We start from the raw sequence: 23,328 nt of genomic DNA on the forward strand, positions 1-23,328 counted from the left end.
TAGAAACAAATAAGAGCTTTTGTATTTTATTAACAAGTAGATATTTGAAGGTGAAACCATTTTTAATATGGATCGTAATATAAATAAGATTCCCTAGCAAATAATTAAGGAGGTTCTTAGATGAAGCAATTTGAATATAAAATCGAAAACATCCAGATTCAGTTGAATAACGATATTGATTTTAATACAGCAATGACTAAAAAGTTGAATTCACTTGGTAAAGAAGGTTGGGAATTAACAGGTGTTAATGGAACAATTTTTTACTTTAAGAGAGAAATTTCTTAGCTCTTAGTGTTTGACCTTACTATCACTTCTTATGCTAACATTGCGAAATATTTATAAAAAGCAAAGTATATATTGTAAGTATTTAAGGGGGATGGATATGGTTTTCTTTAATTTAGTAGATGTTTATATAGGATTTTCAATGGAAGAATTACTAAAAATAAGAGCAATACTTAAAAGAGAAAACATTAAATATACCTATAAAATTTTTGACCCTTCAGAAAATTGGTTGGGTCCTGGTACCATAAGAGGAAACTTTGGAAGTTTCGGAATGAATAAAAATTACGAAAAACAATATATTGTTTCTGTAAGAAAAAAAGACGCAGAGAATGCAAAATATTTTATCCATTGTGTTTTGCATTCATAGTCTTAGTATACTAACAATAGAATATCTAAAATAAATGAAGATGCATTTTTCTAAATGATCTGGGTGCGTTTGTTGAACAAAAAAACGATTAGGTTACTATTATATGTCAGTATAAAATGAAGGTCCTCCCCCAAAAAAGCTACTCTTATTGAGAGCAGTTCTAAAAAAATTATTTTACTCACTGATCATGATTTCGAATTTATATGCTTTAATCCTACATTTGTTGATCCACATCTAATACTTCTTTCTCGAATTTAATACACTTGTGTTACCAAAAACTGCCTTTATCTTTTAGTAGTATCAATAAACTCACACCCCTTTTCAAGAAGCGCTGCATCCACCCACGTTCTGTCCCATGTACTTTTTGATTGCCACCATTATTTCAGCCTCTTTTGCTACCGTTTTACGGGTTTTCTCAAGGATTTCAGGTGCATCATTAGGATTGATGACCACAATACCATCGTCATCACCAACCAAAATATCACCTGGGTGGACGGTTACACCATCACAAGAAATCGGAATACTGATTTCACCCGGGCCATCCTTATACGGACCAGCCGGCGTTACACCCACTGCGTACACTGGAATCGTCATTTGTTTAATAACTCCCACATCGCGAATCGCTCCGTTGATAATAAACCCGGCGATTCCTCGCTTTTGTGCCCAGGTAATCATTAATTCACCAATTAGGGCATTAGTGATATCGCCCTGCCCATCAACCACAATGACATCGCCAGGAGAGGCTAAGTCAATTGCTTTATGTAGCAGCAAATTATCACCTGGTCTAGTTTTAACTGTAAAAGCACATCCAATGAGTGGTGCTGAATTGTATGGCCTTATTTTTCTACCAATACAGGATGTCCGGTTCATGTTATCTGCAATATTTGAAACCGGAATCCCTTTAAAGGCAACAACTAGTCTACGAGGTGGTCTATCAAACTCACCCTGAATCCGAAATCCTACATTTCCCATACAAGTTCCTTCTCCCTTCATCTATAGTCCGTATTTCACAACCATTTAATAGATAATATTTAGGACTTGTATGATTTATACGAAAAAAGGCGTTAAACCATGTTGAATATACTTCGTACTCGTTTTATCCCTTACTAACATATGCATAATTTGGTAACACAAACAAATCCTAACAGCATCGGGAATTAATTTGGTGGTGTTAAGAATGTATTTCTCACGTACTCAGTTATTATTTGTCCTTATTCTTTTTATTGGAATTTCTAATCATGTGCTCATCATGCCTCATTTGCTTAGTACGGGAAGACGGGATGCCTGGCTATGTGCAATTGTTGCCTATGTCTTATTACTGTTTTGGGGATATATTCTTTATTTGATTATGAAAAAAAACGAACAACGAATATGTCTTTATGACTGGATTACGGAACGTGCAGGCGCCGCTATATCTCGTGTCTTAATAGCCTTCCTTTGGGTTTATGTTTTCACGATAACTGCCATTTCTTTTTATGATCTGATCCAATCTATTAATATTTATTTTCTGCCGAGAACACCATCGTTTATCGTGATGCTCCCTTTCCTTTTGATTTGTATTTGGTCCGCCTATACTGGCTTAAAATCAATTATTTATACTTCCGCGGTTTTATTGCCGGTTGTTTGGATGCTTGGAATTTTTGTAGCAACTTTTACTCTTAAAGAAAAAGATTATTCGTATCTATTCCCTGTTCTTATTGAAGGATATCAACCCGTTATTAAAGGAAGCATTATTATTCTTGGAGGAAGTGCAGATTTCCTTGTATTGTTGCTCATTCAACACCACTTAAAAAAGTCGTTTACAAAAGGTAACCTTTTTTTATTGATTACCATTTTAGTTATTCTGATCCTTGGCCCTACCATGGGATCTTTGTCTTCATTTGGCCCAGCAGTTGCATCAGATATGCGGTTCCCCGCTTTTGAACAATGGAGACTTATTACCTTGGGGAATTATATTTCACATGTAGATTTTTTAGCGGTGTTTCAATTATTAAGCGGTGAACTCATCCGTGTTTCATTAGGATTATTTCTTCTTTCAGATATGGTGAAAGGTCATTTACAACCAGTGAAAAAAAAGCATATATTCATCGTTGCTTCGCTTTCATTAGGATTACTGACATTAATTCCGTTAAGTGACATGTGGGTTCAAACATTAATCGGACGGTACTTTTATCCCGCTGCTTTTATTAGTGCGGTGTTCATGTTAACTGCTTTATTCATTATTAGCTATTTGCCGAAGAAGAAAGGAACCCTGCGGATATGAACATGACACAATTAGACGAATTGTTAGAAAACGGAATATTGACTAGCCGTGTGATTAAATGTTTTTTCAGTCATTATGCTGATATTGAATTTATTCCAATCGAAAATAATGAGTATATTCAAGCTTTTTATTGTAAAGGTATGCTGGATTCCAAACAGTTAAATGAATACTTTAATCGAATTCTACTGAGCATCCAAAAAAAAGAATCTCGCAGTCATTCTGAAGATCTTCCACCAGTCCAACATATAAAAACCATGAAGGAAATGGTCAATCTTGTGTTTTCTGGTTCTTTAATTGTTTATCGGGAAGGTACCCCGTTTTTTCATGTATTCGATATTAGCAATGTGCCACAACGAAAACCGCAAGAATCAACGACAGAGGTTTCGATTAAGGGTCCTAAAGATAGCTTTACTGAAGAGATGAATGTCAACATCTCATTGATTCGTAAAAGAATGAAGACCGATCAGCTCTATTCCGAATCTTTCACCCTTGGTTCGCTAAGTAAAACAGAGGTTTCTCTGCTTTATTTGAATGATAAAGCCAACCCGGAAATCATTGAGGAAGTCAGGAAGCGACTCGAGGACTTTCAAAGCGAAAGCGTGGTCAGCAGTGGTCAATTAGAGCAATGGCTATCTGATCGTTCGTTCTCTTTGTTTCCTTTATTTGATTATGTGACACGTCCTGACTATGTCATTGAATGTATGTTACGCGGAAGATTCCTTCTTATTGTAAATGGTTCACCCTCTGTATTGATTGGTCCAATAAATGTTTTTGAATTAATAAAATCACCTGAAGATGTGCATTTTCCATACTATTTTGTTCTCTTTGGACGGCTTATTCGGATCATTGGCTTAATCGTCGCTATTTTCCTACCGGGCTTTTGGGTTTCGTTATCTTCTGTCAATATTGACCAACTACCGTTTGCCCTATTAGCAACCGTCGTAGTCTCCCGTGAAGGTTTGCCATTGCCACTTGGACTGGAAGCAATATTTATTCTTGGGTTGTTTGAGATATTAAGAGAAGCAGGAGTTCGGATGCCAACTGTTCTTGGACAAACAGTTTCGATTGTCGGGGGTATCATTATCGGTGATGCAGCGATTCGAGCTGGTCTTGCTTCCCCCACGATGATTGTAGTCATTGCGTTAACAGCAGTCGCAAGCTACACACTTGTGAATCAATCATTGGTTGGAACCGTCAGTATCCTAAGGGTGTATAACTTGTTACTTTCTATTTTTTTAGGAATATACGGACTTTTTATAGGATTTTTTAGCGTTCTTATTTATCTATCAACATTAGAGTCTTTAAAAGTAGCCTATCTTGAACCCGTTGCTTCGTTAACATTCAAAGAATACTTAGCAGCCCTGTTTTTGAATCCACTTGACCGAAAAAAATTTGGAATCTCATTCATTCAGAAGCGGAGAAAATAGCATGAAACTTAAAACAATGATAGTTTGCTTAATAAAAATTGTACTATGTCTTTTCGTTTTAACAGCTTGTGAAAATGACATAGGAGAAATTGAAAATCAAAACTTTGCTACTGCTATTGGTGTTGATTACCGAGATGGGGAGTATTATGTCTCGATTCAGATGATTGGATTAACCTCTGTCGCAAAAACAGAAAACGGTGATAGAGGGGCACCTCAAGTGTATGTCTCTCAAACAAGCGGAAAAACCTTTATTGATGCATTCTTCAAAGCATATCATACTTCGCAAGAACGGTTTCTTTGGGCACATGTGACAGCTGTTGTTCTGAGTGAAAATGCACTTGAACAAGGGATGGATAGTATCTTTGATGGTTTAACACGATATTATGAGTTTCGCCCAACTCCATGGATTTTTGGGACAAAGAACTCCATATTGGATATTTTATCGACAAATGGATTCTTTAATCAAAATTCATTAAATACGATTCTTCATAGTCCAGAAAGTTCATACGAACAAAGATCGACCATTAGGCCGCTAAAGTTAAATCAATTTGCACGTGAGTTTTTTGATCCTGGTCGTACTACATATATTCCATCACTCACGATCGATGACCAACAATGGAAGAAAAATAAAAAAGATGAGGCAAAACTAGCGATTGATGGAGCATTTTTTCTCGATAACCAGAAATATAAAGGCTATTTTCCGTATGAGAAACTAAAAGGCATGCGGTGGATAGCTCCTGAAACTGTACGTGCCTCCTTACTTTTACCAAATGAAAGAAATCCAGAATTTATTGCGGTACTTGAAGACCAATCGGTAAATATCATTCCCGAAGAACAAAACGGAAACTTTCGCTTTACAGTCCTTTTTCTGGCTAACGCGATTGTCAGCAATCGCATTAAAAACAACACACTTCATGTAAATGCCATGGAAGAATACGTACAAAAAGCCATCATTTCTGAAATCAGACAATTATATCGATTAGGTTTGGAGCATGATATCGATTTTTTAAACTTCGAACATCAGCTTTTCCGAAAGTATAATGCTGATTGGAAAAAGCTAAAAAGTCAAGATACATTACTTCGCGAGGATAGTATAAAATCGATTGAAGCACATATCATATTAGAGCATTCAGGTTCATTTAAAAATCGTAAAATTGAGATTAAGGAATGATTCAAAAAATTTACTCACCGTTTTTGGTGAGTTTTTGTATTTTTGGGTTGTAATTCTATATAAAATCTTAAAAATCAAATCAATTAAACAAATATTTCTGTTCAATAAACAACACGCATTCTATATAATATACTGTAAGAATTACATATCTGACCTTAATAAGAATGGGGATAAGGAAATGGAAAACTTTTATCTGTTTGTTCTTATGTGTATTTTTCTAATTATATTACCTGGTCCTGATACTGCCGTTGCTACAAAGAATACTCTTACAGTTGGGAGAATTGGAGGCCTAAAAACGGCTTTAGGCACATGTTGTGCCCTCCTTATCCATACTTCTGCTGCTGTATTCGGACTTTCAGCCATCATTGTGAAGTCCGCATTGTTATTCTCTGCATTCAAATATGTAGGGGCTATTTACTTAATTTATCTAGGGATTAAAACGTTATGGTCATTGAGGAAGAAGGAAGAAGCTGCCACCATTGATTCCAACGCAAAAAGACCGTTTGCAAATACATCTTGTTTTAAACAAGGGTTCCTAACCAATATCCTAAATCCCAAAGTTGCTGTCTTTTTCTTAACCTTTTTACCTCAATTCGTAGACGCAGGAAACCACACGTTCATTCCATTTCTCCTGATGGGAATTACGTATACTGTATTGACCGCTATCTGGTTTTTTCTCTATGTCTTACTAATCAACCAGGTCAGTGCCTTTATGAAAAAACCTAAATCACAGAAGATCATTGAAGCAATCACTGGTACGATCTTGATTGGATTCGGAATCAAACTCGCCCTAGAAAAGGCTCATAATTAGAGTGCCATACTTCTTTTAAAGTATGGTACTTTTTAGCTAGTTAAAATTCACCTTTTCAATTCGATCGATATTTTCTCACAAAGGGATCCACTCATTACCTTCGAAACAATACATGGAATCACTATTTATTAATGTATGTCCCTTTTCTTAAAGTTGCCACCCTTAACTTCCGCTACATCATATACAACAACAAAGGCATGCTTATCAATTTGATAAATGATTTCTTTCATTTTACTGTCTTCTAAACGGTTAATAATACAAGTAATTTCTTTGATTTTTTCGTTTGAATAACCGCCTTCAGCTAGGTTATATGTTGCGCTTCGACCTAAACGGTCACGTATGGTTTCTACCATTAATTCAGGCTCACTTGTAATAATTTTATAGCTTTTAGAACCACTTAACCCCTCTTCAACAGTTTCGATCACCTTGGAAGCAATAAAATATGCAATTCCCGATAGGAAGGCGCCTTGTAGCCCAAAAACAGTCGAAACGATGATAAATACAAATAAATTTAAGAATAAAATGAGGTCACTTGTCCCAAAAGGTAATTTTCTTGATAGCAATACAGCTAACATATCAATGCCATCTAATGCACCGCCATTTCGTAAAGCCAATCCCATACCGAAACCGATGATAATACCACCAAAGACAGTTACTAACAGTGTATCTCCCTCAATAATGGTTGGAATATGATGCATAATACTTGTCCCGTAAGCTAATGAAGCAATTCCAATAACAGAATAAATAGCAAAACTTTTCCCAATTTGTTTATAACCTAGGAATATGAATGGAATATTTAATACTGCAATTAATAGGCCTAAAGGAATTCCCATTAATTGTGATCCAACGATACTTAGGCCAGTTACACCGCCATCTGAAACGTTGTTTGGGATTAATATCGCTTCCAGTCCATATGCAGTTATAAATGCCCCGATCATAACGGTTAATGCTCGCGCAACCGTCTTAAGCCCTTTCATTCCTCTTTGCTTAGAATTGGTTTCCATATTATGTCCTCTTTCCCAATTAATCTCTTATTTTTCAATTAACGTACATTATGGGCTACTTTTCTAAACCATATTCACTCACAATGTAGTGACACAGTGTCATTTACAATAAAAATTTTATATGACACCATGTCACTTGTCAATAAAAATATGACATCGTGTCATATTATATGAATTGATAAAGCCTTTTTTCTAAGGACATTGGATAAAATTTACTAATTTATCGTGTAGATACTGTGATCGGAACGATTACATTTTGGGTGTATTTGGTATCTATAATTACGGATTAGCGTTTCGAAGGAGATTCCTATTAATAACCCTGCCTTTTTCGAAAGACTTTTAAAAACCTTCAATTGTTGCCTTTAGGTACTCGAATCATTTCCGGGTAATAAGAATATATTATTCTTTGACAATCGGAATATAGATATCAAAATGCGGATCAATAGGGTCACGATCAACTGGATAACGTTCATGTTTTATTGGCATATATGGATCATAGTAATCTACACCCTCTTCCCTAAATGGGATATACTCACTATCAAATAACCATTTATGTAGATCCGTATATGTCTGTTCTATATCTTCCCCTTTGTTATGTGTGGTCTTCACATACGTTAGTTCAGGAACTTCTATTTCGATCATCCCTTTAGGAAGTTCCTGCTTATCACTTACTTCATACATTGCATAGTGCACAAATCCATTTTCAATTACATGATAAGATAGACCTAATTGAACATTTGGATTCACCTTGTGATCTATCTCCTTAACACGTTCTTCAACTTGTCGAATCACGTTTTTCAAACTAGGTACAATCTCAGAAAATGTACCCTCCCATCTTAATCCTACTGCCCGATAGCCTGGTAATGTAATAATTTCATAGCTCACTATATCTACAACCTTTCCCAAAAGCATCATAATTCTCCTATAACATAAAATGCTTCTTTTTAATCCCGTTCTGTAGTATAAATATTTCCACATAAAAGGCGTTAATCCCTCCTTGGATCAACGCCTTCCGTACTTTTATGTACATATTTTCTAATTATCATCCAAGGTTCGTTATTTCCCCTACGACTTATTCATTCCCCTTTATAATTTCTGCTCTGTTCTCTGTTTGGGGAGGTTCTTCAAACCAACCGTTTTTTATCTTAAGTTCGATTCCCTCTCTTGCATATAAGTAGATATCTTTAGCAATTATCATTGATTTCATGGCAATGTCATTCCGTAAACTGAAAAAAACACCACTTCCTGATCCAACAATTGAAAATCCGTTGAGAATATAAATGCAGTGCATCATTAACTTATCCGAAAAAGGAGGTACCGTTGACTTCGTGACCGTTGCACCAGAGTTAGCAGAAAGGTGAATATCTGCTTTTAGTAACATATCTTCCATGAATTTGATTTGCTTCTTTGCAAGTTCCTTCCCTTTCAGAAAGTATTGTTTCACCTCTTTGTTTTGAGCGCATTGGGCAAACCCTGTAATCAGCTGCATCCCTATATTATTAGATTCGAGCGTGTGATGAAGGAATCCGACTTCGAGGCTATTAAATGCTCGTTTATCACCGGTAATCTTAAAGCCCTCTAAGTACTTCTTTGTTTCAATGAATTCTACTTCTTTCGGCATGGTAACGAATGGAGGTGGAGAAAGTATCCCATTTTCAAGTAAATATGCAGTTGCAAGTTTATAAATTTTTTGGGTGATCGATGTAAGACCTTCATAGATAGCCATCACTCTTTTATTGTAAGACATGTTCATATTTAAAGTATATAAACCCATGCTAACTTCCTTTAAAACCCGAACAAACATAATATCAAATCCGTGGTCATACAGCTTAGGCGCATCCAAATGGACATCTGCAGCTGTAAACCCTGCAGGTTTTACCATACCTTGTTCCTTAAAAACTTCCTCCATCTCTTTCACATAAAAATCTAGCTCTTGCCACAGACCTCCTAGTATATTCCGAGCTTGATGATCATCCGCTTTTTCAATAAAGTATTCCAAAACCCTCATAATAAGCGTCTTTTCTAGGTATGTCTGCCAAAGGGTGCCTACTTCTGAAACATTAATAGGATTTTTCTGACTCAATGCTTATACCTCCAATTATTCTAAATATCCCACTTGTGTAATCCTATTAATACACTGCCCAGATTATAGGAAAGAATACCCAAATTTTTCATCAAAACAAGTTACAGCTAGCATTCAAGATTCCTTCGTTATTTATGATTGAATCTATAAAACATATCAAATTGCTTAATGTTTGCAAGTGGCCTCAATAATTTCAACGTATTGTGTATCCCCCAACCCATAATGTTTAAAGTGTTGGATTAGTAGTTGAACGAGTTCATTTGTTGGGATATCTTGATGCTTTTGAATATACATCATCAGATCACTATTACTAGTAAGATAACTGAAATATAATCCAATCCCCTTCTGTAGAGAATTTGGGTAAACACCCTGAGGAAGTTTTTTGTCGATTACTACCTGTTTGTAGAGTTTATAATATCCATTCGGCGTTAATGTAAAGGAATCCACAGCTTGAAAAGCATCACCGACGATATGAATTTCGATTGCTCCTTTATAATCAGTTAGGTCTAACCAAGCCAAAATGGTGAGAACATTAATCTGGCAAAACATATCTTCATCAAACCATAATATGATCCGATTAAAATCTCCATCAAAAAGAGGCTGCAATGGGTTTAGGGTAATTTCAGCATATTGTGAAGGTGTAACATGATGAACTTTCGACCTTATCTCAGTAAATTTTTCAGAAAATAATTCTTCACAGGTGTTTCCATAGCACATTGCTTCGTTAAACGGGATCATTAACTCGTCTTCTAAGAATGAAGTCCTTTTAAAATATGTATACATTTCCATTCCATTTAAAATATGTAACGTCTTTTGTTGATTCACATGGACACCTCCTGTCATTCTACAATAACATGTTTGGCTAAATATTATTATGGATTCTAAAATATGTTGCCATTTAATAGAAACTCCTTTTGCCTGCTTTGACTAGTAGCCAGTGTAGACAAGACGAATAAAAGCTGTCTATTACAAATTTGCCTGTTTGTTACTCTCAACAAACCTACATTTTGGATAGCTGCTGCAACCCAAAAAAGTTCCGTATTTTCCCTTTCTTTCGACCAGTTCCGAACCACATTTTGGGCACATATTTGCGTTAATTTTATATTGATAAAATCGTTGTGAATCTTTAATGTTTTTAACATGCTGCTTTTTCTTGTCTCCATCAGCATTCAATGTTTTCTCAAGTTTATTAACAATCTTCTTGGTTTCTCCTGCAGACAAATGTACTTGTTTATGTTCCAGGATAGTACCTACAAGGCGTGAAGAATACACGACACTTACATTTGAACTACTAGTTTCAATTTTTTTTAGTTTAGCCCGGTTACTAAAGGAAATAATAGAATGATAGGGTTCTTCGTTCTCCATTCCTAAGTATTCTTGCAATGCCTTAATATGGCCATAGTTTTGCCAAATAGGATTATAAAGCTTCTCTTTGCGTTTATAAATGACCTGAGTCCAATATTTGCTCTTAGAATCACCATAAATCCACCCTTTGTAATTTTTCGTTTCAATTACAAAAATTCCATAAGGAGACACTACAACATGATCAATTTGTGACGATTTTCTGTTTTTTAACGGAATGAGAACATCATTGAACACCTGGTATTTCTCTTTATCTAGTTTGTTTAAATAAAGACGCACTGATGCTTCTCCTAGGAACCCTTTTACTTTTGGTATTCCTAGGATGAATAGGATTGCAACTGTAAAAATTAATAAAAATTCAAGCATATTTCACCTCAAGTATAGTTGATACAGTAAATTCCCAAAACAAATTTTCCCTATTTTTCAAGATTATATCACAATATTTTACAAAAAAATGCAAAAATATGGTAAAATATTACTGTAAAAAAAGAAGAGCTACTTGGCCCTTCTTACTTCTTCGGCTTTCCGTTTCAATTGAAATTGACCAATTAAAAGGTTGATTCATTAACACCTTCATTCATCTTGTAATCAAAACAAAGTTCATATAATTCAATAATTTCTTCTTCTGTAGGAATTCTTGGATTGTTTCCAGGACTACCACTTGTAATAGCATCTCTCGCCATTTTTCCAACTACTTTATCTAATTCTTGTTTGTCTATCCCCCACCCCTTCATATTAGGGATATTCAAATTCAAACAAAGTTGCTTTATTTTTCGTACAACGATATTTGCAATTTCTTCATTTGAGTAACCATTTAACTCTGGTCTAATAAACAGTCCGATATTAGCTAATCTATCAATGCAAGCTGATTTACTATATTCTAATATTGCAGGTAGTAACATTGCATTTGAAACTCCGTGTGGTACATGAAACAAAGCTCCAACTGGTCTGGACATTCCATGAACTAAACAAACAGATGCATTTGAAAATGCGATGCCAGCTTTTAAGGCTCCTAAAGACATTTTTTCTCTTGCTAATATATTGTTACCATTCTTATAAGCTACTTCAATGTTATCGTAAATCATTTTGATCGCCGATAATGCAAGGGTATCTGTGAATGGATGTGAGCGTCTTGAAATGTATGCTTCGATTGCATGTGTTAGGGCATCTATCCCGGTTGCTGAAGTAATATGTTTTGGAGAAGAAAGTGTAAGCAAAGGATCAACTATAGCGACTTCTGGTAAAAAAGCCGGTTGTTTAATCATCATTTTAACATCATTTTTAGTATTTGTTATGACTGTAACATCTGTTGCTTCAGATCCAGTACCCGCAGTGGTCGGAATTGCAATTAGTGGAACAGCCTTCTTATCAGCGATTTTTTTATTCCCTATAAAATCACTAATACTTCCCCCATTTGTAGCAATTACTGAAACAGCTTTTGCTGTGTCAATACAACTTCCTCCACCTAGTGCAATAATGACATCACAATTATTTTGTTTAAATACTTTCAAAGCTTCATGAACGAATATGTCAGTCGGTTCGGATGTAATATCCAAATAGGTTGAATGCTCAATTCCTTCTTCATTGCATATATTTTTACATTCATTAACATACCCAATATCCTCCATCACCCTATCACTAATGATAAGAGCTCTAGTTCCTAGTTTCCTAGTTTCAATCCCTAATTGTTTAAAGGAATCTGATCCATAAAAAATAGCTTTAGGCATATAAACACTTGATATTGAACTCATGTCTTCCCCTCCCTATTATTATTACTGAGTATGGTTGAACTAATTGCACGTCCTAATTTCCTATCCGCTGATTTTAACAATTATTTACGTATTGCCATTTTATTCATTAATTATTATTAAAAGACTACTAGAAATTTGAAAAGCTAAATCTAGTTTCTTTTTTTAAGCAAATATGACGTCCAATCGCCACCCCAACAAATTCCAACCGAATTTTTTTGCAGGATACACAGGCTGGAGTTCATCGTTATAATTCATCAAATGATGAATTTGAAGGAGTCCATTTGCCAATAAAGATGTAGAAAGTATGTACCGAAGATATTGACAAGATTTATAAAAAAAATGGGGATTGAAAACAGTATTAATCTAGAAGAATTAATTCAGACTGCATTTTGGTGGAGGCAAATGAAACGGAAACTTGCTGGAATGCTGATGAAGATTTTTGACAAACCATTAAACTCCTCCCAGCATGCTACCTTCTTCAATGTGACAATACCCAAACCTCGAATTATTTTTGGAAGTATTTTCCTCATAGGGAGTAAGTCCTTTTCTAGCCACTTTGAAGTATAAATATGAGTTTAAGACTATGTTTGTCTAAGGATTCCTACACTTATTAGAATTTTCCAAATGATATAAACTTTACCTTGTACTATGAATCTAGTAAAAGGAGGAATTTCATGAAAAAACTAGTAGTATCGTTTGGACTCACTACAACACTTGCATTTGGTGCCATTGCTACACCTGCAGTATTTGCAAAACCAATCGAAGTGACGCAATCTCAGAAGGAGAAGTTCTTTGATCACAAGGTGATTAATCAACTTAATGTAGACAATATTTATAACAATATTTCATACCTTTCTGAAACACCACGCGTCGCAGGGACTGAAGCAGAACACAACGCTGTTCAATACATAAAAGAACAATTCGAATCCTATGGTTACGAAACTGAAATTCAACCATTTACCTTCTATGGCTATACACCTCCAAGTGCAATTGAACTTTCAGTTAATGGCTATGATGGTACCCTCAACCCAAGTTCTTTCACCTATACTGTAAATGGAAATGTCTCAGGGGAACTAGTTTATGCAGGATTAGGGACAGTTGCTGAACTTCAAAACACTGACCTTACTGGAAAAATTGCGCTTATTCAGCGTGGCGAGATCTCGTTTGGGGAGAAAGTCTTAAATGCTGCTGAAAAAGGAGCAATAGGAGTTATTATTTTCAACAATACTTCAGGAGCAGTTAATGGAACACTTGGAGAAGCGAACGACAAGTATGTACCTGCTGTTGCGCTAACGAAAGCAGAAGGTGATGCACTGCATGAAGCACTTATAAGTGGAGAGGTCCTACATACTTCACTCCAAGTTGAAGGTGCTAGAGCAGGTGAGAGTATTTCTCATAATGTAATTGCAACGAAAAAGCCAACCAATAAGAAAAAAGATACGGATGATGTCATTGTTGTTGGGGCTCACCACGATTCCGTTGCTGGTGCACCTGGAGCAAATGACGATGCTTCAGGGACCGCTATGACACTTGAGCTCGCTCGTGTCTTTAAAAACCTACCTACAGATACTGAAATTCGTTTCATAACATTTGGTGCTGAGGAGAATGGGCTACTTGGCTCCGCACACTATGTAGCAAACCTACCTGAAGACGACCTCAATCGTATTATCGCAAACTTTAATCTAGATATGGTCGGAAGTCGTGATGCCGGAAATCTAACAATGGCGACACTTGATGGTAAACCAAATCTAGTAACTGAGCTTGCCCAAGCATCAAGTACAAGACTGAATGGCGAACCTACTCCATATTATGCTGGTGGTAGAAGTGACCATGTTCCATTTGCTGAAGCTGGAATCCCAGCTGCATTATTCATTCACAGTCCAACAGAACCTTGGTATCATACACCTGAAGATTCCATAGACAAAATAAGTAAGGAAAAACTCCAAGATGTTGCTGAAATCGTAGGTTCTGCCATCTATGATCAAGCCCGTTTTGACAATATGGGGCCAAAACCTAAAAAAGGACCGAAAGTGAAAGCAGACCCTGAGTTATATCATGAGCAGTCTTTAAAATAAGAGAAAATTAAACAACAAGCAAGGCCCTTTGGCCTTGCTTGTTCATTTTTCAGTTAAAGAAAGATACTCCAAAGAGACTTATTGAAATCAAGTCATACAATATCTCCACCCCTCATACCTTTTGTAGTAAAAAGGAGGGATGAAAATGTTAAACAGAGTGTCAGAACGTTTTTCACGTGTAATTCAACGGTATTTGCCTGATGCGTTTGTTATTGCTGTGTTGATGACTTTGCTTGTGTTTGTCTTGGCCTTTTTTACAGCTCCTGCTGATCCGGCTAATTTGTTTCAGTCATATGGAGATGGATTTTGGACTTATTTAGCGTTTACGATGCAAATGGTACTCCTGCTCATGACAGGGATGGTTCTTGCTTCGGTTCCTTTTGTTCGAAAGGGTTTAGAGACTATCTCAGCTAAAGCTAATACGGCAACAAAGGCGTATTTATTCACGTTCTTAATTTCGGCTGCTGCGTATTATGTCAACTGGGGGCTCGCTGTTGTTGTTGGTGCCATCGTCGCTCGTGAGGTAGGAAAAAGGAATAAAAACGCTCATTTCCCACTTTTGGTCGCTTGTGCCTATGCTCCTACTGTACTTTATACAGCTGGTCTTTCGAGCTCAATCCTTCTAACGATTGCAACAGAAGATCACTTTCTCGCCGATGTTATGGGCGTTATCCCGACCTCTGAAACTATCTTCCATCCGGGTACTGTAATCATTTTCTTTGCACTACTTATTACAATTCCTATCTTTATCCTATTAATGGCTCCAAAAAAGAATATCATTCCATATACAGCAAAAGTGGAACCACCACAAGCAGAAGTTGTTACCAAAGAAGACACTAATTCACCAGCCATACGTTTAGAAAACACACCAATTTTGGGGATTTTAATTGGCTTAGTTGGTATCGTCTATGTGTTATTACAATTTGCTAAAAGTGTGGACCTCAACTTGAACCTTATTAATATTTTATTTTTATCTTTAGGACTGCTCTTCCATCGCTCGCTTGCGCAATATGGAAATGCATTTAAGGAAGCTGCCGGATCGATTTCACCTATCATTCTCCAATTTCCTTTCTATGCGGGGATTATCGCACTACTTGGTAGCTCCGGACTTGCTGATACAATTATTAGGGGTATGACATCTATTTCAAGTGCAGAATCATTCGGTGTCTTTACGTATTGGACCGCTGGACTCGTCAATATCTTAGCTCCATCAGGTGGCGGACAGTGGGCACTACAAGGTCCACTTCAAGTACCTGCGGGGATGGAACTAGGTGCCGATCCTGCCGTTATCGCGATGGCGGTCGGCTGGGGAGATGCATGGACGAACCTCATCCAACCATTCTGGGCATTGCCTATCTTAAGTATTGTTGGTCTTCATATACGCCATATTATGGGCTATTGCATTTTACTAAGTGTGTGGATTGGGATTGTGACTTCGATTTTGATTTATTTTGTGTACTAATAAAAAAACAGGCGCAAGCTCTATTAAAAGAGCTGCGCCTTTTTTATAAAGTGGTAACAGTATAGGATTAGCTGCTTTTCTTAATAATTCTATAACCATGATTTATAACAACAAGTGCACACAATATATAACCATTGTATGAACACATATAATTAAAGCTGTATATAATAGGTTCCATTTCAAGATAATTTCGTATACATCAACTTTAATTATATTTGAAGTAACTACATTTGTAGGGGTTATTGGTGATACAGTACCCGCAACTGCCCAAGAACTTAGTAAAATCATCGCAAACGTAATATCATGCAAACCTAAATTCGTTGGTGAAACGCTAGAAAGAATTGAGGTTATTACTACAATTTGATGAATACCAACAAATGATAAAACACCAACGAGTGTGATCGTAATTAGAATCAATAACAAAATAGATAGATGAGAAATGTGAGTCCACAAATCACTAACAAAATCGGAAATAGCTGTTTTGGACAGTACAACTCCAAAGAAACCAGCAGATAAAAACAAGGAAATCTCGTTTGCCTGGGATGGCATTATATTTTTACGAAAAAGGATCGCTTCTTTTATAAATCGTCTAAATTCTTTTAAATATTTTCCCCAAATGAAAGAATATACGATTGCCGCAATTATTATTATTACACTTACATTAATTGCACTTTTAGCCTCCAGAAAAAGGATTGTTCCACTTAATAAAAGAAGGAAGAAAAGTAGTTCATATAGTTTTTCTGTATAAATATTGGCTTTCGATTCTATAGCCTCAAAAATAATAGTGTGTTTTTCTTTATATGAAAATACGATGTTTGCTGTCCAGAATTGAAAAAAGCTGAGCAACAATCCAAATGGTAAGAAATATAGCATGGGTATATTCAAATAATAAACAACTAAAAAAACGGATGCGAAATAAGGGGACCAAGTATTAATTGAAGAAAACCCTCTAATATATAATCTGCCTAAAAATTCTACTGGAAGGTTCAATCTTTTTACTATGGAATGAATAATATGGATGGATCCTAAATTGGTTATTGGGCCTAAAATATAGAATGTGCTTGATAAAAATATATAAAGCAATTGTGGTTTACCATTAAACTTTGAAGCAAATTGTTTAATACAGTCATCGTATTTCCCTATTTCAATAGGAATAATTAAAATTGGAACGACAATTATTAAGCACACAAGTGGTAGGTTTTTTGTAATGCTCTCTGCCCAAACTTCAAAACCAGCCTTTTGTACATACAAAATAATAATACCAATGCCTACCATAATACCACTAAATATACGAGGGAGATTCTTGCTAAATATCATACTAACTAACATCACTAAAGTTGTTAAAATTACGGTAACAATATAAAGTACAGGAGGTGAATAAAATTGGGTGATAATATAGGTAATAATAAGTAGTAAAATGATACGATTACTCCACTCTTGCAAGATAAATACTCCTTTATAAATTTGAAAGAGCTCCGTAAGAGGACGAAGCCCTTATTCATATTTAACTTTCTCTCTACGTGAATGTACGCTGATTTGCAGTAACGGCTCTTCGTACTGCAAAAAGACTTTTCTCTGGTGTAGCCTGGTCTATTACACAACCTGGACCTATAATTAACCCCTTTCCATCAACCTCTTCTATAGCCTCTTTTACATGGTTTTCTACTTCATTTACAGTACCATCAATTAATAAGCTATTTCTTATCATTCTATTATTCTCACCATAATATGGAACTTCCCTTACTCCACCAAGTAAGCACTTATTAGTCAGTGTTCGCGCTTTAGCTAACGAAGGAGCAGTCCAACGATCGTGCCAATTCAAACAATTAACTGGATAATCCTTAATTATGTCAAACATAATTTTATCACCATGAATGTGCACAATATTTAAAAACGTTTCCTTGTTATAGCTTTCTATTACCTTTAAATCAAAAGGTTCGCCAAATATTTTGTATTCTTCTTCTGTCAAAAGATCGTACGATGCACATTGAGTCGCAAAAAAGAATCCATCTACACCTGCTTCTATATTTGCTTTAACAAAATTAATTGTCGTTTCTGTTATTATTTCAAGCGCATTTTTAATTAGTTCAGGTCTTTCTTTCATATCCAACAGTATTCGATCCCCAGCAAGTTTTCTTGCAACAGTTAACGGACTAAATATAGTTTGAACAAATGGTATTTCACCTTTCACTTTATCGCTAACAAATTGTGCCAATTGAAGTTGTTTTCCATAGGTCCCATAGAATGCTGGTAAGACCTTTAATCTCCCCCAATCTTCAATTGAGTGAATTCCGTATTTTTTGATGATTGGAGGACGATTCGTTCTTGTAAAATATTGTACCTGAGCTCCCCAATCCTCCACGCAATATAAACCGAAGGGCATCAATTTTATAAAATCAAAGTCGTATTTCTTAGTAAATTCTATTTGAGATTCTGCCAAAATACCTGGGTTGATATCATCCTTCGACAAATGCATCCACAAACTAACTGGTACTCGATCTACTTCCTTTGAATTCAATGCTGATTTAATACGCTCAAATTTATTCATATTACAGATCTCCTTCACTAAGTATATTTAACCATTTGATATATAGTTTTTTTACAGAATAATAGAATTAGTGCCCCTTTCTTAGACTAATCTCATATCTACTTACAAGATAAGTTAATAGTGCACTAATGCACCAATATATCAGAGCTGCAGCAACAAATGCTTCTAAATACCTGAATGTCATTGCTCCTACTATTTTCGCTTTAGCAAAAATGTCTACTACAGTAATCAAAAAAGCAAGCGAAAGCGCTTTAATGATAACCATATAAGAATTCAAGAAATCTGGCAGGGCTTCGGTTAATGCTTGTGGGACGATGACTCTCCAAAGAGTCTGTAAAAAGTTATATCCTAATGAATATGCTGCTTCGATCTGCCCATAATTTACTGAAAGAAATGCACCTCTAATAATTTCTGACTGAAATGCAGATAAAGTTAATGAAAAGGTAACGATAACTGTGATTACTGGGTTTAAATTATTTGGATTAAATTCTATTCCTATCAACGATAATAGAAGATGACTGATTTGAGGCAAGGCGTAATACATAATATAAAGTAATACCACCGCTGGGGTGCCCCTTAAAAACGATTTAAATACCGTGATTAACTGGGAAATTATAGGGATTTTATATTGTTGAATGATTGCAATGATTCCCCCCAGGAGCGTTGAGATTAGGAGTATAGCTAAAGCTAATAATAATGTCTTAGGGACAACTGTTAAAATCCCTACAAAATCCTCTACAAGAATATCAAATTTGAACATCATCCCCCCCCTTACTGTTTGATTCCACTACCTATTTGAGAATACTTGACTCTCTTTTCAAGGAAACGGACAATATTATCTGATATAAGGCATAGAATCCAAAATAATATGGCTATTGTTAAGAAAATTTCTACTTGATTAGATCCATAGGATTGAGAAATTAATAAATTTGCAACACCCATAATGTCGAGGACTCCGATAACAAATATTAGTGAGGTATCATGAATGAGATAAATCAAAGCATTTCCCCAACCTGGTAAAGCTATTGGTACGACTTGAGGTGCAATAATTCTTATGAATTTTTGAAATGGGGTATAGCCTAAGCTTAGCGCAGCTTCATGTTGACCTCGTTCAACCGCTAAATAAGCAGGACGTATAACTTCAGCCAAATAACCTCCATTATACAGAGTTAACGCAATGATTGTGGCTATCACAGCACTAATATTACTAATATTAATTCCTACCAGTGAAAAAAGGACTGGAAGAGCATAATAGACCAAGAATAATTGAAGGACGATTGGCACACTTCTTGTAAAAGAAATATACAAAGTCATAATTTTACTAATATATTTTATCTCTTTTATTCGTATTATTGTTACAAAAACACTTAAAATTAATCCTAATGTTGAGGATGCAAAGATGATCAAAATGGTTACATGAAGGACACTTAAAAATTCCGGAAGTATTTCAATCATAAATTTATAATCCATTGTATCTACAACCCTTCTCTCTTTAGATTAGAACAATGGTAGATTCTATGTTGGTATATTTGAAACTTAAAAAATTGTTACATAGACCTCATATCATTCCTAATAAGTTCTTCATTTTGTCTCTTCACAATAGGGTCCAGTTATTTTTCCCTTAAGTCTACTTTATTCATATATAAATACATCTTCGTCATAATATTTAATTGATATTTCAGATAGTTTACCTTCTTCTTTTAGCTCCTTTAATGCATTGCCTACTTCTTCAGCCAATTTATTATTTTCTTCTGTTTTATAGATTAAAAAATATGTTGGGAAAACCTTAACCGGATCAGTTACATGAATATTCAAGTTCTCATTTTCAATAATTTTGCTTTGCCCCAAATTTGATGGAAGTATTAAAGCATCGTATTTTCCCGAATCAACTTCTTTTAAACGATCAGCATACGATAAACCTGCGTCTGACGTCTGGAACTTAATTTCATGTTCAGGATTTTCTTCATTCCAGGCCATTAAGAAGTTGAAAACTCCTCCTGTAGGTGTTGTAGGAACTATTTTTTTACCAACTAGATCCTTCATATCTTTAATATCTTTATTGTTCGTATATATTTTCATTAAACTAGCACCATTGTTTTCAGAAGGTAATAGATATTTTTCTTCACGTTCCGCACTTTTAAATAATCCTTGAGCAATCATGTCGTACTTACCTGTATCAAGACCTATTTCAGCTGCACTATCAGCAACACCTACTAGGTTAAACTCATAATCTGCTAATTTTTCATCTACAAGCCTAAGAATGTCAGGTTCATATCCTACTAGTTTTCCATTTTCCTCCCAACTTAATGGTTTTGAAGTCGGAGGAACAGCAACCTCAATTGTTCTAACACCTGATTCTGATTTTTCCGATGAGGCTTCACCGCTACATGCTGCTAATAATAGGACTAAGCCTAAAAAAATAAGTAACTTCGTTCTTTTAATCATCTTGTTTCATCCCCTTTTCATCCATTATTTGAAATTAAATTTTCCTCATAAAAACTCTTTAAAAATTCTCTTGTTCTTATGTTGTTTGAGTTTTCAAATATTTGGGAGGGCGGACCTTCTTCTGCGATATGCCCCTTATCCATAAATACAACTTTTGTAGAAATATTTTTTGCAAACCTCATTTCATGAGTTACCAAAAGGATTGTTACACCAGATTTCGCAACATTTTCGATTACCTTCAAAACTTCATCTACCAATTCAGGATCAAGTGCAGAAGTAGGTTCATCAAATAAAATAACCTCTGGTTCTAAAGCTAACGCCCTAGCAATGCTTACTCTTTGTTGCTGACCTCCAGATAAACGTGAGGGATACATATCCTTTTTATCGAGTAACCCTACGCGTTCTAATTCCAAAAGACTTTTTTCATATGCATCTTTTTTAGAATTTTTTTGTACCACTATCTGAGCATCCATTATATTTTCAATGACTGTTTTATGTTTAAATAGATTAAATTGTTGAAAAACCATCGCTGTTTTTCTTCGAAGTTTAAGGATATCCTTTTTATGCACTGATTTATAATCTATATGAAGTCCTGAAAGAATCACCTCCCCATCATTTGGCTTTTCTAAATAATTTAAGCATCTCAACAATGTTGTTTTTCCAGTTCCACTAGGTCCAATAAAAGTTACAACATCCCCTTTATTAACTGTTAGATTTATCCCCTTTAGAATCTCGTTATTATCAAATGATATCCGAAGATTTTTTAAGGTTAGCATCAAGTTATCCTCCCTTTCATTAGAAATTTACGCGTCGATTTGTATACAATAACTGTACACAAGATGGAATATTCAGAAATTTTATAATAAAAAAATATATCATTCATTTATGATAAAGCATATCTCTCATTTATTACTTATTAACAGTAACAGTAATAGACGTTAACGCTTGCTCTATGTCTGCAATTATATCCTCGACATCCTCTAGACCAACAGATAATCTAATTAGGCCTTTTGCAATACCAAAATCTGCAAGTCTTTCTTCCGGAATTGATGAATGAGTCATTGAAGCTGGGTGTTGTACTAATGTCTCCGGATCTCCTAGACTAAAAGAGATCATGGCAATTTTCAAGGTACTAATAAACTCTTTTCCTGCTTTAACACCTCCCTTAACCTCAAATGATACAATCCCCCCCATACCTTTCATTTGTTGTTTTGCTAGTTCATGTTGAGGATGAGATTTTAAGCCTGGATAGTAAACTTTTTCTACAGATGGATGGCTTTCAAGAAATTCTGCTACTTTTTGTGCATTATGACAATGTTGTTTTAGACGTATTCCGAGTGTTTTTATTCCTCTTAAGATTAGAAATGATTCCCAAGCATTCAGATTTTGTCCTAAGTCTCCCATAATATCCTTTCGCATAAAATCAATCATTTCTTTTTTTCCACAAATAATCCCTGCAATAACATCACCATGCCCATTTAAATATTTTGTAGCACTGTGAACAACTACATCTGCTCCTAGTTCCAACGGTTTTTGTAAATATGGTGTCATAAACGTATTGTCTACTATTAAAACAAGGTTGTATCTTCTAGTAATATCTGAGACCTTTTTAATATCAATCATAGTAAGGCTTGGGTTCGAAGGTGTTTCAATATAAACAGCACGTGTGTTTACTCTGATAGCGCTTTCAACGTTAGCTAAATTAGTACAATCTACAAAATCGTATTCAATACCGTACCTGCTAGCAATAGTTGATAAAAATTTGTGAGTCCCTCCATATACATCCTTAGTTACAATAACATGATCACCTGAACAAAGATGAGCCATTAATGCCACACTTATCGCTGCCATGCCACTACTAACTCCCAAGGCATCTTCAGCTCCTTCTAAAGAGGCTATTTTTTTCTCTAATGTTCTAGTAGTTGGATTGCCATATCGACCATAATATCTTCCTTCTTTTTTCCCTGTAACAACTTCAACTGCAGATTCTGCATTTTCAAATGAGTATGCTACGGCTGGTATTATTGCCTGTGATACTGCTCCAGACATTTCATCTGGTTGTTGTTCATTGTGAACAGCTTGAGTGTTAAATTTCCATGGTTTCATCATACCTTTTTATACCCCTCTCAATTGTGTTTAATTTCAAGTCATTTGTAAGCAAAAGTAGTTGGAAAACTAAATTACCATGTAGAGTTATTTTTTTCATATATACCAATTGCCGTTATAGCAGAAGATAAACTATTTTCTATATGTTTTTTCATTGCTAACTCAGCTCCT

The 23,328-nt window shown here is 35.3% G+C and carries 22 protein-coding genes; 8 read left to right on the forward strand and 14 right to left on the reverse strand.

What is annotated here, in order from left to right:
• Nucleotides 1–120: 120 nt before the first annotated feature.
• Together AC6CHV_RS18260 and AC6CHV_RS18265 are read left to right on the forward strand one after the other, a co-directional pair.
• Nucleotides 121–285 (forward strand): DUF4177 domain-containing protein, encoded by a 165-nt coding sequence (locus AC6CHV_RS18260; protein WP_121445130.1) that lies wholly within the window; start codon nucleotides 121–123, stop codon nucleotides 283–285.
• A 97-nt stretch (nucleotides 286–382) separates the two neighbouring features.
• A complete protein-coding gene (locus AC6CHV_RS18265) occupies nucleotides 383–649 on the forward strand; it encodes a hypothetical protein (RefSeq protein ID WP_121445131.1) in 267 nt (88 codons plus the stop codon).
• A 321-nt stretch (nucleotides 650–970) separates the two neighbouring features.
• Here AC6CHV_RS18265 and AC6CHV_RS18270 read toward each other — a convergent pair whose 3' ends face one another.
• Complete coding sequence (locus tag AC6CHV_RS18270) at nucleotides 971–1,621, reverse strand: RraA family protein (RefSeq protein ID WP_498079415.1); 651 nt, start codon at nucleotides 1,619–1,621, stop codon at nucleotides 971–973.
• A gap of 205 nt (nucleotides 1,622–1,826) precedes the next feature.
• Between AC6CHV_RS18270 and AC6CHV_RS18275 the strand changes: the two genes are divergently transcribed.
• From AC6CHV_RS18275 to AC6CHV_RS18290, 4 genes are all read left to right on the forward strand, one after another.
• Nucleotides 1,827–2,912, forward strand: coding sequence for an endospore germination permease (locus tag AC6CHV_RS18275; RefSeq protein WP_498079416.1), 1,086 nt, complete (start codon nucleotides 1,827–1,829; stop codon nucleotides 2,910–2,912).
• Nucleotides 2,909–4,339, forward strand: a complete 1,431-nt coding sequence (locus tag AC6CHV_RS18280; RefSeq protein ID WP_498079417.1) for a spore germination protein — start codon at nucleotides 2,909–2,911, stop codon at nucleotides 4,337–4,339. Before AC6CHV_RS18275 ends, AC6CHV_RS18280 begins: the two co-directional genes overlap by 4 nt.
• Nucleotide 4,340: 1 nt before the next feature.
• The gene (locus tag AC6CHV_RS18285) at nucleotides 4,341–5,510 is read left to right on the forward strand and encodes a Ger(x)C family spore germination protein (protein WP_498079418.1); all 1,170 of its coding nucleotides are present in this window, start codon (nucleotides 4,341–4,343) and stop codon (nucleotides 5,508–5,510) included.
• 178 nt (nucleotides 5,511–5,688) lie between these two features.
• Nucleotides 5,689–6,321 (forward strand): LysE family transporter, encoded by a 633-nt coding sequence (locus AC6CHV_RS18290; protein WP_498079419.1) that lies wholly within the window; start codon nucleotides 5,689–5,691, stop codon nucleotides 6,319–6,321.
• 128 nt (nucleotides 6,322–6,449) lie between these two features.
• On the opposite strand, the gene AC6CHV_RS18295 is transcribed toward AC6CHV_RS18290, so the two are convergent.
• From AC6CHV_RS18295 to AC6CHV_RS18320, 6 genes are all read right to left on the reverse strand, one after another.
• Nucleotides 6,450–7,325, reverse strand: a complete 876-nt coding sequence (locus AC6CHV_RS18295; protein ID WP_121445135.1) for a YitT family protein — start codon at nucleotides 7,323–7,325, stop codon at nucleotides 6,450–6,452.
• A 399-nt stretch (nucleotides 7,326–7,724) separates the two neighbouring features.
• A complete protein-coding gene (locus AC6CHV_RS18300; RefSeq protein ID WP_246006328.1) occupies nucleotides 7,725–8,237 on the reverse strand; it encodes a GyrI-like domain-containing protein in 513 nt (170 codons plus the stop codon).
• 160 nt (nucleotides 8,238–8,397) lie between these two features.
• The gene (locus tag AC6CHV_RS18305) at nucleotides 8,398–9,408 is read right to left on the reverse strand and encodes a DUF3231 family protein (protein ID WP_498079420.1); all 1,011 of its coding nucleotides are present in this window, start codon (nucleotides 9,406–9,408) and stop codon (nucleotides 8,398–8,400) included.
• A 165-nt stretch (nucleotides 9,409–9,573) separates the two neighbouring features.
• Complete coding sequence (locus AC6CHV_RS18310) at nucleotides 9,574–10,233, reverse strand: hypothetical protein (protein ID WP_121445137.1); 660 nt, start codon at nucleotides 10,231–10,233, stop codon at nucleotides 9,574–9,576.
• Nucleotides 10,234–10,374: 141 nt separating this feature from the next.
• Entirely contained in the window at nucleotides 10,375–11,136 is a 762-nt protein-coding gene (locus AC6CHV_RS18315; protein WP_498079421.1) for an NERD domain-containing protein, read from the reverse strand.
• A gap of 182 nt (nucleotides 11,137–11,318) precedes the next feature.
• Nucleotides 11,319–12,521 carry an iron-containing alcohol dehydrogenase gene (locus AC6CHV_RS18320; RefSeq protein WP_498079422.1) on the reverse strand — a complete coding sequence of 401 codons (1,203 nt, stop codon included), beginning with the start codon at nucleotides 12,519–12,521 and terminating at the stop codon, nucleotides 11,319–11,321.
• A gap of 674 nt (nucleotides 12,522–13,195) precedes the next feature.
• On the opposite strand from AC6CHV_RS18320, the gene AC6CHV_RS18325 reads away from it, so the two are divergent.
• A complete protein-coding gene (locus AC6CHV_RS18325) occupies nucleotides 13,196–14,596 on the forward strand; it encodes a M20/M25/M40 family metallo-hydrolase (RefSeq protein WP_498079423.1) in 1,401 nt (466 codons plus the stop codon).
• 145 nt (nucleotides 14,597–14,741) lie between these two features.
• Nucleotides 14,742–16,058: a TIGR00366 family protein gene (locus tag AC6CHV_RS18330; protein WP_498079424.1), complete on the forward strand. Its 1,317-nt coding sequence runs from the start codon at nucleotides 14,742–14,744 to the stop codon at nucleotides 16,056–16,058.
• A 102-nt stretch (nucleotides 16,059–16,160) separates the two neighbouring features.
• On the opposite strand, the gene AC6CHV_RS18335 is transcribed toward AC6CHV_RS18330, so the two are convergent.
• The 7 genes from AC6CHV_RS18335 to AC6CHV_RS18365 all read right to left on the reverse strand — a co-directional run bounded on the left by AC6CHV_RS18335 (nucleotide 16,161) and on the right by AC6CHV_RS18365 (nucleotide 23,160).
• Nucleotides 16,161–17,501 (reverse strand): hypothetical protein, encoded by a 1,341-nt coding sequence (locus AC6CHV_RS18335; protein ID WP_498079425.1) that lies wholly within the window; start codon nucleotides 17,499–17,501, stop codon nucleotides 16,161–16,163.
• Nucleotides 17,502–17,574: 73 nt separating this feature from the next.
• On the reverse strand, nucleotides 17,575–18,606 hold the full coding sequence (locus AC6CHV_RS18340; RefSeq protein ID WP_498079426.1) for a uroporphyrinogen decarboxylase family protein: 1,032 nt from the start codon (nucleotides 18,604–18,606) through the stop codon (nucleotides 17,575–17,577).
• A gap of 67 nt (nucleotides 18,607–18,673) precedes the next feature.
• The gene (locus tag AC6CHV_RS18345) at nucleotides 18,674–19,366 is read right to left on the reverse strand and encodes an ABC transporter permease subunit (protein WP_498079427.1); all 693 of its coding nucleotides are present in this window, start codon (nucleotides 19,364–19,366) and stop codon (nucleotides 18,674–18,676) included.
• An 11-nt stretch (nucleotides 19,367–19,377) separates the two neighbouring features.
• A complete protein-coding gene (locus AC6CHV_RS18350) occupies nucleotides 19,378–20,076 on the reverse strand; it encodes an ABC transporter permease subunit (protein WP_498079428.1) in 699 nt (232 codons plus the stop codon).
• A gap of 162 nt (nucleotides 20,077–20,238) precedes the next feature.
• Nucleotides 20,239–21,051 carry a transporter substrate-binding domain-containing protein gene (locus AC6CHV_RS18355; protein WP_498079429.1) on the reverse strand — a complete coding sequence of 271 codons (813 nt, stop codon included), beginning with the start codon at nucleotides 21,049–21,051 and terminating at the stop codon, nucleotides 20,239–20,241.
• A 17-nt stretch (nucleotides 21,052–21,068) separates the two neighbouring features.
• Nucleotides 21,069–21,827, reverse strand: coding sequence for an ATP-binding cassette domain-containing protein (locus AC6CHV_RS18360; RefSeq protein WP_498079430.1), 759 nt, complete (start codon nucleotides 21,825–21,827; stop codon nucleotides 21,069–21,071).
• Between the two features lie 133 nt (nucleotides 21,828–21,960).
• The gene (locus tag AC6CHV_RS18365) at nucleotides 21,961–23,160 is read right to left on the reverse strand and encodes an aminotransferase class I/II-fold pyridoxal phosphate-dependent enzyme (RefSeq protein ID WP_498079431.1); all 1,200 of its coding nucleotides are present in this window, start codon (nucleotides 23,158–23,160) and stop codon (nucleotides 21,961–21,963) included.
• Nucleotides 23,161–23,328 lie beyond the last annotated feature (168 nt).

This window comes from Ferdinandcohnia sp. GQ5 (assembly GCF_059759275.1).